Source organism: Nostoc sp. CMAA1605, assembly GCF_021596505.1.
Lineage (GTDB): Bacteria > Cyanobacteriota > Cyanobacteriia > Cyanobacteriales > Nostocaceae > Trichormus.
Genome location: NZ_PJIZ01000100.1, coordinates 1 through 12,893, shown reverse-complemented (window position 1 = coordinate 12,893; position 12,893 = coordinate 1). Strand labels below are relative to the sequence as shown.

The following is a 12,893-nucleotide window of genomic DNA, read 5'->3' as shown; positions in this document are numbered from 1 at the left end:
AGCAAAATTGTAATTTATTGTTCACAACATTAGGAATTCATCATCTGGATATTGTAGCAGCAGTAATGATTGCCAACAGGAGGGCATTGGGCTATGAAGGCTTTCTGGAACGTAACTTTTGAGGGCATATTCTGGCTATGGAATCTCAACTTTTTAACACTTGTCTATTTTGGTATACTACCTTGGGTAGCTGTGCCATTATTCCAAGCCACTTTACAAGGTCAGATTCCTGTTGAATTTTCCCTAACTCTAGTTGCTTTAATTGCTGTCCCCACCATCTCGACAATTATTGGCGGTAAGTTTTTACTCTTCCAACCCCTGCAACTCATCCGATTTTTTTATGGTGTAGAAGCACCATTATTTCTATTGTGTTTGCTGCGGTTATTTGTAATTCGAGAATTGACACCCGCTAGTACCCAGTTGCTCATCACAATTAGTATTTGTATTGTGGCATTTTGTGGAGAATTATTTTGGGGTTACGCACCCAAGAGGAAAAATGCTCTGCAATGGCTGCAAATGGCAACTCATACTTTAATGCTGATATTTGGCATTTATGCGAGTGTGATTTTACTATTTTATGCCTTGCCACTAGCAGTATTCTTATTGCAACAATTCCTCAAATTTGAGTGGCTAGGAGGTTTGTGGTCTATATTAAGTGACCCGCACTCATTCACCCTTTTCTGGCTTTCTAGCCTTTCGTTTTTGTTATTTATTTTCAGTTGCACTTTATTTGTTTTAATGCCTTCGGTACTAGCAGCAATGTATTTAAATTCTGGTTATAGGATTTTAAAGAACTTTGCTAGAGACTATGGCAATAAAAAAATGTTATCTGGGGCGACTGCGGTATTTATTGCCTTTGCTATTACCTTTGTATCTCTACAGAACCAACCGCAGGCATTGGCTTTTTCTCTGTTAGCAAATAGTCCGAAAAATGAGAGCGATCGCCAAACCATTCTCACTCAATCAAATAAAATTCGTGATGGCTTAGTCAACGCCTACTTATCTTCCTATCGCTATCTCAGCAGCATAGAAGAAAATAATCATATCAGTGCTATGTATCAGCACGTTTTAGGTTTAGATAAATCAGCAGGAAAAAATCTGCAAAATATCTACAACTTTTTCATGTCGCCGTTTTTGTATCAAGGGACAAGCAAAGATGCTGACAAAGCTGAAAAACTTTATGCAGAATTTTTTGATACTCCCATCCAAAAAGCTGAAAAAATAGCCGTTACCCACGCCATCCAATCTACTTTTAACCAACAGGAAGTCAAAGCTGGTTTATTAAACATCAACGACCAAAAAGTATGGCTAGCATCACAACAAGTCACAGTCAAAGAACATGGTGATTGGGCTGATGTGGAGTTATACGAAGTTTACAAAAATCAAACTCCCGAAGTGCAGGAAGTTTTTTACTCTTTTTCTCTACCAGAAAGTGCTGTAATTACCGGTTTATGGTTAGGCGATACTAACAACCTTTCTAAACGTTTTCCCTTCAAAGTATCTCCCCGTGGTGCTGCCCAGAAAGTTTATAATTCCCAAGTGAGAAGAGAACGCCCTGTAGATCCAGCTTTATTAGAACAAGTAGGGCCAAGACATTATCGCCTCCGGGCTTTTCCCATCCCTCCCAACAATGTGCAGCAGTTCCCTGGTGAAGCAGCACGCCCCACAGAAATGCACCTATGGTTAACTTATCAGGTAATGGGTCAAGAAAAAGGCTGGCTAATGCCCGATTTAGGCGAAAGACGCAATATTTTCTGGAATAACGACACTAAACGCACCCGTAACAATCAAGCGGTTAATTTCAAAGAAGATGCTTGGCTAGAAAGTTTTATCCCTGCCAGTGGTAAGGTACAGCCTGCACTGCATGAGGTAAGTTTAGAGAATGGCGATCGCATCACCATCAAGCCTTTATCCCTAAAAGATTATTCTCTACCTCAAGGTAAACGCATCGCCCTAGTTTTAGATACTTCCCGCAGTATGGGGAATCATCTCAAAGAATTATCCCAAACTTGGGATTGGTTGAACAAACATGGCTTTGCTGACAAAGATTTAACCAATAACGATGCTGATTTATACCTCAGTGTCCCTAAAGATGCAACAGCCAAAAGAATAGATGATATTCAACAATTTCAACCTGAAAAAACCATCTTTTACGGCACAATTCAACCGCAGGAAATGTTAACTCAGTTTAACTCTCTGCGCGGTGATACTGCCTACGATGCAGTGTTACTAATTAGCGATGAGGGAAGTTATGAATTATCTCGTAGTAACAAAACTGTGGTTAATTCACCCGCACCCTTATGGATGATACATTTAGGGGGACTACCACCCGCCTACAACGATGGGATCATTAAATCTCTGCAAGACACTGGCGGCGGCGTTGCAGAAGATATCGCAGAAGCATTGCCACGCATTGCGACAAAATTAGCATTAGGGGACTCTGTGGTAAGTGTAGTTGATGGTTATGCTTGGTATCTGCAACAACAGGAAAAAGCCACAGCGAGTAATTCTCAACCCACAACAGATTTACAAGCATTAGCCGCCCGACAATTAATTTTAGGCTTGAGTAAAAAAATTAAACTAGACAACCTCGAAAGCTTAGATGCAATTCACGCCATCGCCAAAAAGTACGAGATTGTTAGCCCCTATTCTTCCATGTTGGTGTTAGTCAACGAAGAACAAAGACAATTACTCAAAGAAGCCGAAGCCGCAAGCGATCGCTTTGACCGCAAAATAGAAAATGGGAAAGAAGACCTCACCAAACCCAATAATCCTTTTAAAACCAGCATCCCCGAATCCTCCGGTGGCTGGATTTTATGCCTCAGTGCGGCTGGAATGTTGATGTTTGTGAACCGTCGTAAATTTAGGGCATAGGGCATGGGGTATGGGGCATGGGGCATAGGGCATGGGGCATTGGGCATTGGGTATCGATGTTTCCTCTCTACCCCTACACCCCCATACCCTTACACCCTTACACCCTTTCCCTTGCCACCCAGCCTCATTGTGTCCCCTGTTGCAGCATGACCTAGTAGTATTGGATACTAGTAATAGATAACTCAACTATGGAAATATACTTAAACGAATCCATAGTTGGCGCGCCATGATTTGTGGCTGACTGTTCATTTCCAAAGCATCAACAGTGACTCTACCAATAGAACTTATACCTTGAATATTTCCCGATTCTATATCTGCTAAAAAATGATCACTCCATTTATCTTGTCGCGGATGAAAAAGGCGAACCTCCGTATTTGATTCGGGATCATTTCCACTAATTCGAGTTCCCTTGCGAAGATTACAGGAGCGACAAGCAAGGGCTAAATTGGAATCAGCATCCGTACCTTGTCTGGAAAGCGGAATGATGTGTTCAACTTCAAAAGCAAGATTAAAAATCAACTCAGGTGCATGACAATATTCACAGCGATGATTAGCCCGGTCTGCAACCAAACTGTAGTAAGGATTCATGAACTGATTTGCTGCAATAAAGCTGCTGTCCGCGCTGTAGAAGCTTTAAGTTCAGCATCTACGAGACTATCTAATTCTGCTTGTTCCTCAAAAGACAGTGCTTTTCCTTGGTCGCGTGCTGTACGCCATAAACTCATCAGTTCAGATAAGCGTTTTTGCTGCTCGGCACTAAAGAACTCATCAGGGCGAAAACTTTGAATCACCAACAAAGCACTAAATTCGGTTTCACCTAACTCAGCAGTTAAAGCATCTAGAGCTTGTCCCGCAGTTTTGCATACAGAAGACTTATCGCCTGCGATCGCTTGATAGCATTTTTCACCACTAGCATTTGATATGGGCAATATAACAACTGTAGTCATAATTTTTCTTCTTGCTCAACCCACCATTATAACTCAAACAATGGAGCATAGATAATAAGCCATAATTCCCCCTGCCCCCTGCCCCCTGCCCTCTACGTCATTGTGTCCCCTGTTGCAGTATGGCTTGGCAATATTGCATTAAAGTAGAGAGGCGATCGCTAATTGTTTTCACTCTGGTTTGTGCTGTCGATGTTTGCCGCGCCCCTTGCAAAAACATGACATCTACCGCCAACAAACGCAGCTGTTTGCTTATTTCTGTGTGGTAAGATTGCACTCGTGAGCTGACATCTACTGTTAAAGGGACAATTTCTTCGCTAAAGAAATTTTGCAAGGCATTTATACGCTCTTTTAATTCAGATGTACTTACTTGAAGATTAGTGACATCTGTATGCAATTGTTCAAGTAAGTTGACTAGGATGGGATATTTATCAGAAGTTAAAGACATTCACTTCTATTTAGGATAGTATTAGTTTCAAGAAAAATTTCTTCTACAATAATTCATCTTACGCTTTCCTCAATTTTCTCAGCCTCAAACTTTGCTTTGAGGCTGTGTTTGCCATCTACATTTTTTCGTAGATTATGCTGATCAAAGCTCGGAGTGGATGAGTACCATAGGCATATAGGGAATCATCCTATTAAGACAAGTTTTATCTTCCATTGAGACAGCAACATCACTCGTGGTGATGCTGTCAGTTGCATCTATTTCTCACTTAACCCACAGATCACTGTTCCTATTGTATGAGTAGTATAGCGATAAGTTCTCCAACTGATATTTCCCTTCCCGACTGGCTGAAGAAATGTATGCGAGAAACTTCAGCCGAAGGTAAGCAAGCAGACGATGTCCATCATAGTGATAACACTTTAATTTGCCGGGCGTTTGATTTTGCCTATCAGCTGCATAAAGGTCAATATCGTAAGTCAGGAGAACTATACATCAGCCATCCTGTGGCTGTAGCCGGATTACTGCGTGATTTAGGAGGTAGTCCTGCTATGATAGCAGCTGGATTTCTTCATGATGTAGTTGAAGATACAGATGTCACAATTGAAGAAATTGAACAGCTATTTGGCGCGGAAGTACGCCGTTTAGTAGAAGGTGTCACTAAGCTTTCTAAAATTAATTTCAAAAGCAAGACTGAAAGCCAAGCAGAAAACTTTCGGCGAATGTTTTTGGCGATGGCGCAAGATATCCGCGTCATTGTGGTGAAATTAGCTGACCGTTTGCATAATATGCGAACTCTGCAATATATGTCAGAAGACAGCCGCCGCCGTTCCGCCCAAGAAACACGAGATATCTTTGCACCTTTAGCCAATCGTTTGGGGATCTGGCGGATTAAGTGGGAATTAGAAGATTTAGCTTTTAAGTATTTAGAACCTGAAGCTTTCCGACAAATGCAAAAGCACGTTTCAGAAAAGCGGGATGCACGGGAAGAAAAATTAGCCAAAGCCACAGCAACTTTACAAGAACGGTTACACCAATCAGGGATTCGCTGTTTAGATATTAGTGGTCGTCCCAAGCATCTATACAGTATTTATCAAAAGATGCAGCGACAGCAAAAAGAATTTCATGAAATTTACGATTTAGCAGCCCTCCGCATCATTGTAGAGACGAATGAGGATTGTTACAGGGCTTTAGCGATAGTCCACGATGCTTTTCGCCCGATCCCCGGCAGATTTAAAGATTATATCGGCTTACCGAAACCTAACCGCTATCAATCGTTGCATACAGGAGTTATAGGTTTAACTGGTCGTCCTCTAGAAGTGCAGATTCGCACAATGGAAATGCACCGCATTGCAGAATACGGGATCGCCGCCCACTGGAAGTATAAGGAAACAGGCGGATCTAACAGTCAGCTAACCACCAGTGATGAGAAGTTTACCTGGTTGCGGCAACTCCTGGAATGGCAAAGCGACATGAAGGACGCACAGGAGTATCTAGATAATGTCAAGGATAATCTGTTTGAGGATGATGTCTATGTATTTACGCCTAAAGGGGATGTTGTTTCTTTAAATCCAGGTTCTACTAGTATAGATTTTGCCTACCGGATTCATACAGAAGTCGGCAACCACTGCGCTGGGGCTAGGGTAAATGGCAGAATGGTTCCTCTGTCTACACGCCTGCAAAATGGCGATATTGTTGATATTATTACCCAAAAGAATAGTCATCCGAGCTTAGATTGGCTAAATTTTGCCAGGACTTCGACAGCGAAGTATCGCATAAAACAATGGTACAAGCGATCGCGCCGCGAAGAAAATGTCGCCCGTGGTCGGGATTTATTAGAAAAAGAACTAGGTAAAACTGGTTTTGATAACCTGCTAAAATCAGATGCGATGCAGACTGTCTCGGAAAGATGTAATTACCACAGTCCAGAAGATTTACTAGCAGGATTAGGTTACGGTGAAGTCACTTTAAATTTAGTGCTGAACCGTTGGCGAGAAGTAGTTAAAGCCCACCAGCCAGTTGCAGATGTTATTCCCTTAATCCCTAAAGAGTCATCGACACTCAGACATCAACCGACAACTTCCCGCGCCAGTGACTCACCGATTGTAGGTGTAGAGGGGTTAGTTTATCACCTAGCTGGCTGTTGTACCCCCATTCCTGGGGAACCGATTATTGGCGTAGTTACGCGCGGCCGGGGAATTTCCATCCATCGCCAAGGATGCCATAATCTAGAACCAGTAGAATGCGATCGCCTAGTGCCGGTAAGTTGGAACACCACCGTAGAAACGAGTGGTCGTCCCCACACCTACCCAGTCAACATTCAAATTGAAGCCCTAGATAGAGTCGGCGTACTCAAGGATATTTTATCCCGATTAAGTGACCAGGGGATCAACGTCCGCCACGCCCAAGTGAAAACTTCCACTGGTCAACCAGCATTAATGGACTTAGGAATAGAAATACGCGATCGCCCCCAATTAGAGCAAGTATTCACCCAAATCAAAAAAATGAGTGACATCCTCAACATCCGGCGAGTGGGACAGGAGGAGTGAAAAAAGGCAAAAGGTAAAAGGTAAAAGTAAAAAGGTGAGAGAAAATAAACTTTTACCTTTTTACGTGTGACTGGCTAAGAGTTGGCAAAATTTTTTCTGGGGATAATGTCTGCTTGGGATTGGGTAGGGTTGATAGATTAAAATCAGCGTAGTGATCGCCCCAATCTAAAAAATTATCTAAGACATTATGTCACAACTATTTCCAGGAGAAGTGTTTGCCAACACTGCTGATTTTGATCACGGTATTCGTCAGTTACTACCACGATATGACGAAATGCTCGATGTCATGACTCGTTGTGTACCTACCACTAGTCGTTACATTTTAGAATTAGGCTGTGGTACGGGTGAAGTCAGTCTCAAGATACTTGAACGCTGTCCAGATGCACACATCGTTGCTTTAGATTATTCACCCCGAATGCTACAGTTTGCCCAGGACAAAATCGCCGCAGCTGGTTATGCACCCAGATGGACGGGAATACAAGCTGATTTTGGTGATTGGGCAATTCATCCAGAAAACTTGAATATTGGTAGTGAATTTGATGCTTGTGTTTCGTCTTTGGCAATTCACCACCTCCAAGATGAGATGAAGTTAGAACTATTTCAACGAATTGCTGCCAGCCTGAGCCAAAACGGTTGTTTTTGGAATGCTGACCCCACATTACCAGAGTCTCCAGCACTGGCGGAAATTTATCAAGCCGCCCGTGAGGAATGGGCTAGACAACAAGGAACTGATTTAGCCGCGATTCGGGCTAAAGTAGGCACTAGCACCCAACAAGGATACTCTAGCCAAGACCAACTCGCAACTTTAGCGACTCACTTGCAAATGCTGACTCAAGCGGGATTTAAAACGGTTGCAGTCCCTTGGAAGTATTACGGGTTAGCTGTTTTTGGTGGTTGGCTTTAGGGGCATTGGGACACTTCGACAAGCTCAGTGCTTCGCTGGGGAATGGGGCATTGGAAGATTTGGATTTTGGAAATTGTTCAAGGATTTTTTTGTTTAACTAATCTTAATAGTAACTACTAGGAAAAAATATTGTGTCAGTAATGGCAATATTACTGAAGAAAAGCGGTTACTCGGATTTAACATATATTTAATCAACTGTATTAATACTATTAAAATACGAGACTATTTTGAGCGACAAAAGTAATCTCTGTGAGTTTATTATTAATCAGATTTTCTAAGCAATACAAAATTCAAAATATAAATAAAAAATAATTTCCTATCAGCAAAAATATTTGATGACTGGAACAAAATCCTGTTGATTTTTTAGCAATATGTCTCACAATAGGAGATAAGAAAGATTCATCAACAAATTAACCAGGGATTCGCCATCTCCATTAATGACTCTGCTCCTTCCAACCGTGGTGTTTTATCCACGGTTGTTCATTACTTACTAACTCAAGGAGACTGGTTAAGATGGCTAGAAAACGCAAGAAATTAGCTACATCTAATTGTGATCATTCACTCAATACTAGATGTCCAATATGTTGTGTACTTCCACCACATATATTAGAAAATGTGGCGGTAAATGGTAATGATTTACAACGACGTTGGGCTTTTCATACGTTAAATCTTTCTGCTCAACTGCGTGGACGTAGAGATATTGCGGGTAATATCTTTTTAGCTCCTTCACCTGGACAAAAACAACGCACAGTTTATGATGCGAAAAATGGCTATCAACTACCAGGAGTTATAGCTTGGAATGAAGGTGATCCTCCTAGCAATGATGTAGCAGTTAATGAAGCTGTGAATGCGGCTGGTGCTACTTACGATTTGTTTTATGAGATATTTGAACGCAATTCAATTGATGATAAAGGACTGCGTTTAGACTCAACTGTGCATTATGGCGTGAAATATGAAAACGCCTTTTGGAATGGTGATCAAATGGTTTATGGTGATGGTGATGGCGAACTATTTGATCGCTTCACTAAATGTATTGATGTAATTGCCCATGAATTAACTCATGGTGTGACTCAATATGAAGCGGGGTTGCAATATTCTGGGGAATCAGGCGCATTGAATGAGTCGTTTTCTGATGTATTTGGTGCTTTGGTTAAACAAAGATTCAAAAATCAGACAGCAGAGGAAGCAGACTGGATTATCGGTGAGGGGTTACTGATGCCTAAAGTTAAAGGTATTGGTATTCGTTCTATGAAAGAACCAGGAACAGCCTATGATGACCCCGTATTAGGTAAAGACCCCCAACCAGGTCATGTGAAAGACCAATATTTTGGCTGGTCGGATAATGGTGGTGTGCATATTAATTCCGGTATTCCTAACCGGGCTTTTTATCTAGCAGCTACGGCGATGGGCGGTTATGCTTGGGAAAAAGCGGGTAAAATTTGGTATATTGCTTTACGCGATCGCCTGCGTTCTAAAGCAAATTTTCAACAAGCTGCCGATATTACCGTCCAGATAGCGAAGGAACTCTACGGAGAAGGTAGTACAGAACATCAAGCCGTAAATCAAGCTTGGCAAAAGGTAGGAGTTTTTTCGTAGCTGTGTAGAGACAAGAAAAATTGAAATTTAATTTAGGGTGTATTCTACCGCAAAAATAATTCCCGAATGCCCGTGCTACCAATCTCCACAGCTAAAGCCGCCAGCAAAAAACCTAATAGTTGCGTGGCAATTACCGCACCAGCCACACCAATTAATTTGTCAATCTGATTAGCTAAACGCAAAATCAACCAGGATATCAGCATCGCCCCCAAAATACCCAACACAACTGCTAGATGTGGACTCTGGGATTTAGACATGAATAGCATCACCGTTGTGAGTGTACCCGGCCCCGCCAACAAGGGTAAAGCCAACGGGGTAATTGAGACATCACGCCCTTGTCCTGGTTCATGAACGGGTGTATCTAGTTCTCCCCGCAGCATTTGCAACGCGATTAACAGCAGTAATAGTCCCCCAGCCACCCGCAGAGAACCCATACTGATTTCTAAGTAAGTCAAGATATATTGACCAGCAAAGGCAAATACCAGTAAGACAGCGATCGCGATTACAATGGCTTTATCAATGATTTTATTTCTTTCCTCCGGTGTTATACCCTGAGTTAAAGCCAAAACCACTGGTACATTGCCTATAGCATCTGCCAACACAAACACAGCAATAAAAGTTTGAATAAGAATAGAAGTATCGAGGGTCATAGTTATTAGTCAATAGTCAATAGTCATTAGTCATTAGTCATTAGGGAACAGGGAAAATAGTTTTTCTCATCTCCTACCTTGTCTCCCTTGTCTACCTTGTCTCCCCAATCCCAGTCCCCAGTCCCCAATCCCCAATCCCCCCCTTGCCCCCTCATCCTCTTTGTCGGATATTTAAGTAACGATATATTTGATTATCTATCGCACACAACTACACTGTTTTTTAAGTCTATGAAGTCTTATTTAGCCGCCGCCATTCAAATGACCAGTGTGTCAGATTTGCAAAAGAATTTGGTACAAGCTGAGGAATTGATTGATCTGGCTGTACGCCGGGGTGCGGAATTGGTGGGTTTACCAGAAAATTTCTCTTTTATGGGAGAGGAAAAGGATAAACTGGCACAAGCAGAAGCGATCGCCCAAGCTAGTGAAGTCTTTATCAAAAAGATGGCGCAACGCTTCCAAATCACTATTTTAGGCGGTAGTTTTCCTGTACCTGTGGGTGATACAGGTAAGGTTTATAACACTACTATTTTGGTGAACCCTAATGGTGAAGAACTCACCCGTTACAATAAGGTACACCTATTTGATGTGAATGTTCCTGATGGGAATACTTACCGTGAGTCTAGTACGGTAGTAGCAGGTGAACAACTTCCACCTGTGCATAACTCGGAAACTTTGGGAAATATCGGTGTGTCTATCTGCTATGATGTGCGCTTTCCTGAACTTTACCGCCATCTTTCTACTAAAGGTGCAGATATAATTTTTGTTCCTGCTGCGTTCACAGCTTTTACAGGTAAAGACCACTGGCAGGTATTATTACAGGCAAGAGCAATTGAAAATACTGCTTATGTCATTGCTCCAGCCCAAACAGGCAATAATTACGATCGCCGTCTCACTCATGGACACGCGGTAGTTATCGACCCTTGGGGGACAATTTTAGATGATGCTGGTGATAAACCAGGAGTAGCGATCGCCGAAATTAATCCCTCACGCCTAGAACAAGTCCGCAGACAAATGCCTTCTCTACAACACCGAGTGTTTCAATAGTCAATAGTCATTAGTCAATAGTCATTAGTCATTAGTCAATAGTCATTAGACTTCTTGCATAAATACTTTGGTGTTGCTAACAATACTATTTAAAAGCTCACGCATTCGCCCTTGGCGTTCCCGAAGGGTAGGCGCAAAGACGCAAAGAAGAACGCAGAAAGATCACTCTTGAATTTATGTATTCGGAGTGTTCTATTATTCGTGCAAGAGGTCTAATAGTCAATAGTCAGTAGTAATTAGGTAGAAGATTCTACCTTGTCTACCTTGTCTCTTTTTCCCCAATCCCCAATCCCCAATCCCCAGTCCCCAATCCCCAGTCCCCAGTCCCCAATCCCCAATCCCTATTCCTGACTAGACTTTGGTGGTGTGATGCCATGCAGTTTAATAAAACTATCGAAGGAGTACCAAGCTAATACGTACCAAGGAATAATTTCTAACTGCAAGCCTTTAATGATTAACTGTCTCACCGCCAAAATACTTAGTCCTAAAGGAAACAGAAAACGAATATCTACTGCGCCATCTGTGGCTTTTTGACTCGTTTATTTAAATCTACAACTGCACTGGCTACAGTTGTGGCTGCTTCGGTGTTACCTTCTGTAATTTCGCCAAAAATTACGCCTAAGTCTTCTAGTGTTGCTAAGACATCTTCCCAGCTACTATCTGTAGCATCATGCTTAATTACAATACTGCCATGCTGAAGATTTGTTTTTACATCCTGCACATTAGATTTACTTTTTAATGTGTTGGCAATTTGTTGCATGGTGTCTGCTTGACGGTGAGCATGACCAATTCTCAACCTCAATCTGCCTGGGGTATCACTGATGATTTTAGTAGATATGGGTGTGGATGATTGATTGCAATTGCTGTGGGTTTCAACTGCTGGCATTGTAGTGAGATTTCCATGACTATTGGTTAACATCAAATCACCCTCTGAAAAAATATAAGTATATGTAGTAGCGTGGCAATTTTATATAGTTCTTGTGGTGTACTGGACGGGCTAGAAGCCCATCCTACAAGAAAGTTTTAATCTAAAATTTTAGGTGTGTCAGTCTGGTAGGGTGTGTTAGGCGTAAGCCGTAACGCACCCACAGGATGAGGCTACACATCTACAGTATTGATTCACAAATCAATTAGGAATCTTCTAGTAGCGAGGAAAAGCACCTTTATTGATTACCTATGATCATGAATTGTGTAGTGTGAGTAATTAATAATTAGCATCAGCAATTACTAATTACTCGTTAGTAATCTACACGCCATTATCGGACGCAGTATCAATGGTATTAGCAGCAGGTTCAAAAGCTGGGACTTCTTTAGCTTCTGCTAGTTCAGCCTTAGCTTCTGCAACTATGTCTTCCCAAGTTTCGCCGAGTTCAGCAAAAGCACCTTTGCTTTTTTCATAAGCAACGATTCCGCCTTTAATGATTGATTTGGCGATGGGTTTACCCACACCTGCAATGACAGGAAGTAAAACAGGAGCTAGTAAGACTGCACCAATACCAGCAATGATTCCTGGCGCGCCTGCTTCTTCTACAAAGTCGGTGATTTTAGGCATAATTCATTCCTCCGAATATATTGAAATGGAAAATCTGATTTTGAAAGCCTTCTAGCTTAATCTTGCTAGATTTAGCATCTCATCTCCCTGATGGCAGAGTTTTCTTGGCTGGATGTTTGAGAACTGGACGTAACCCGTTGACTCCAGCGACTATGGTTGAGCCATTGTTAATTACTGTTGCGGCTAAGGGGTTCAATCCAAATAACACAGCCATAACTAATGCTCCCAAGTTAGGTATAGCAACAATACCAGTGTTTTGCCGAATTAGTTGCTTGGCTTGACGAGCGATCGCGATCGCTTCTAATAATCCATGCAAGTTATTCTCCATCAACACTACG

General features: G+C 41.9%; 13 protein-coding genes and 1 pseudogene. 6 read left to right on the top strand and 8 right to left on the bottom strand.

What is annotated here, in order from left to right; translation table 11 throughout:
• Nucleotides 1-93 precede the first annotated feature (93 nt).
• Complete coding sequence (locus CV014_RS24750) at nucleotides 94-2,874, top strand: TIGR02921 family PEP-CTERM protein (RefSeq protein WP_236144449.1); 2,781 nt, start codon at nucleotides 94-96, stop codon at nucleotides 2,872-2,874.
• A gap of 31 nt (nucleotides 2,875-2,905) precedes the next feature.
• Nucleotides 2,906-3,055 carry a hypothetical protein gene (locus CV014_RS24745; protein ID WP_236144448.1) on the top strand — a complete coding sequence of 50 codons (150 nt, stop codon included), beginning with the start codon at nucleotides 2,906-2,908 and terminating at the stop codon, nucleotides 3,053-3,055.
• Nucleotides 3,056-3,060: 5 nt separating this feature from the next.
• Here CV014_RS24745 and CV014_RS24740 read toward each other — a convergent pair whose 3' ends face one another.
• The 3 genes from CV014_RS24740 to patD all read right to left on the bottom strand — a co-directional run bounded on the left by CV014_RS24740 (nucleotide 3,061) and on the right by patD (nucleotide 4,266).
• Entirely contained in the window at nucleotides 3,061-3,462 is a 402-nt protein-coding gene (locus tag CV014_RS24740) for an HNH endonuclease (RefSeq protein ID WP_236144447.1), read from the bottom strand.
• Entirely contained in the window at nucleotides 3,459-3,821 is a 363-nt protein-coding gene (locus CV014_RS24735) for a hypothetical protein (protein WP_236144446.1), read from the bottom strand. Before CV014_RS24735 ends, CV014_RS24740 begins: the two co-directional genes overlap by 4 nt.
• A gap of 97 nt (nucleotides 3,822-3,918) precedes the next feature.
• Entirely contained in the window at nucleotides 3,919-4,266 is a 348-nt protein-coding gene (patD, locus tag CV014_RS24730; RefSeq protein WP_236144445.1) for a heterocyst frequency control protein PatD, read from the bottom strand.
• A gap of 293 nt (nucleotides 4,267-4,559) precedes the next feature.
• On the opposite strand from patD, the gene CV014_RS24725 reads away from it, so the two are divergent.
• From CV014_RS24725 to CV014_RS24715, 3 genes are all read left to right on the top strand, one after another.
• Nucleotides 4,560-6,809 carry a RelA/SpoT family protein gene (locus CV014_RS24725; RefSeq protein WP_236144444.1) on the top strand — a complete coding sequence of 750 codons (2,250 nt, stop codon included), beginning with the start codon at nucleotides 4,560-4,562 and terminating at the stop codon, nucleotides 6,807-6,809.
• A gap of 187 nt (nucleotides 6,810-6,996) precedes the next feature.
• Entirely contained in the window at nucleotides 6,997-7,713 is a 717-nt protein-coding gene (locus CV014_RS24720) for a class I SAM-dependent methyltransferase (protein ID WP_236144443.1), read from the top strand.
• Between the two features lie 513 nt (nucleotides 7,714-8,226).
• Nucleotides 8,227-9,309 carry a M4 family metallopeptidase gene (locus tag CV014_RS24715; protein WP_236144442.1) on the top strand — a complete coding sequence of 361 codons (1,083 nt, stop codon included), beginning with the start codon at nucleotides 8,227-8,229 and terminating at the stop codon, nucleotides 9,307-9,309.
• Nucleotides 9,310-9,353: 44 nt separating this feature from the next.
• On the opposite strand, the gene CV014_RS24710 is transcribed toward CV014_RS24715, so the two are convergent.
• The gene (locus tag CV014_RS24710; protein ID WP_236144441.1) at nucleotides 9,354-9,959 is read right to left on the bottom strand and encodes a MarC family protein; all 606 of its coding nucleotides are present in this window, start codon (nucleotides 9,957-9,959) and stop codon (nucleotides 9,354-9,356) included.
• Nucleotides 9,960-10,187: 228 nt separating this feature from the next.
• Between CV014_RS24710 and CV014_RS24705 the strand changes: the two genes are divergently transcribed.
• A complete protein-coding gene (locus tag CV014_RS24705) occupies nucleotides 10,188-11,003 on the top strand; it encodes a carbon-nitrogen hydrolase family protein (RefSeq protein WP_236144440.1) in 816 nt (271 codons plus the stop codon).
• A 341-nt stretch (nucleotides 11,004-11,344) separates the two neighbouring features.
• Here CV014_RS24705 and CV014_RS30730 read toward each other — a convergent pair whose 3' ends face one another.
• The 4 genes and pseudogenes from CV014_RS30730 to CV014_RS24690 all read right to left on the bottom strand — a co-directional run.
• A complete protein-coding gene (locus CV014_RS30730; protein ID WP_442946943.1) occupies nucleotides 11,345-11,476 on the bottom strand; it encodes a hypothetical protein in 132 nt (43 codons plus the stop codon).
• Nucleotides 11,477-11,511: 35 nt separating this feature from the next.
• Complete coding sequence (locus CV014_RS24700; RefSeq protein WP_442946942.1) at nucleotides 11,512-11,889, bottom strand: hypothetical protein; 378 nt, start codon at nucleotides 11,887-11,889, stop codon at nucleotides 11,512-11,514.
• Between the two features lie 360 nt (nucleotides 11,890-12,249).
• A complete protein-coding gene (locus tag CV014_RS24695) occupies nucleotides 12,250-12,555 on the bottom strand; it encodes a DUF5132 domain-containing protein (protein WP_268964892.1) in 306 nt (101 codons plus the stop codon).
• Nucleotides 12,556-12,634: 79 nt separating this feature from the next.
• Nucleotides 12,635-12,893, bottom strand: a pseudogene (locus tag CV014_RS24690) (heavy metal translocating P-type ATPase); the annotation flags it as partial.

Excerpts from the sequence above, each read along its gene's own strand:
- CV014_RS24700 (WP_442946942.1), bottom strand. The coding sequence starts at position 11,889 with ATGCCAGCAGTTGAAACCCACAGCAATTGCAATCAATCATCCACACCC.
- CV014_RS24740 (WP_236144447.1), bottom strand. The coding sequence starts at position 3,462 with ATGAATCCTTACTACAGTTTGGTTGCAGACCGGGCTAATCATCGCTGT.
- CV014_RS24750 (WP_236144449.1), top strand. The coding sequence starts at position 94 with ATGAAGGCTTTCTGGAACGTAACTTTTGAGGGCATATTCTGGCTATGG.
- CV014_RS24725 (WP_236144444.1), top strand. The coding sequence starts at position 4,560 with ATGAGTAGTATAGCGATAAGTTCTCCAACTGATATTTCCCTTCCCGAC.
- CV014_RS24735 (WP_236144446.1), bottom strand. The coding sequence starts at position 3,821 with ATGACTACAGTTGTTATATTGCCCATATCAAATGCTAGTGGTGAAAAA.
- CV014_RS24720 (WP_236144443.1), top strand. The coding sequence starts at position 6,997 with ATGTCACAACTATTTCCAGGAGAAGTGTTTGCCAACACTGCTGATTTT.
- patD (WP_236144445.1), bottom strand. The coding sequence starts at position 4,266 with ATGTCTTTAACTTCTGATAAATATCCCATCCTAGTCAACTTACTTGAA.
- CV014_RS24745 (WP_236144448.1), top strand. The coding sequence starts at position 2,906 with ATGGGGCATTGGGCATTGGGTATCGATGTTTCCTCTCTACCCCTACAC.
- CV014_RS24710 (WP_236144441.1), bottom strand. The coding sequence starts at position 9,959 with ATGACCCTCGATACTTCTATTCTTATTCAAACTTTTATTGCTGTGTTT.
- CV014_RS24695 (WP_268964892.1), bottom strand. The coding sequence starts at position 12,555 with ATGCCTAAAATCACCGACTTTGTAGAAGAAGCAGGCGCGCCAGGAATC.
- CV014_RS24705 (WP_236144440.1), top strand. The coding sequence starts at position 10,188 with ATGAAGTCTTATTTAGCCGCCGCCATTCAAATGACCAGTGTGTCAGAT.
- CV014_RS24715 (WP_236144442.1), top strand. The coding sequence starts at position 8,227 with ATGGCTAGAAAACGCAAGAAATTAGCTACATCTAATTGTGATCATTCA.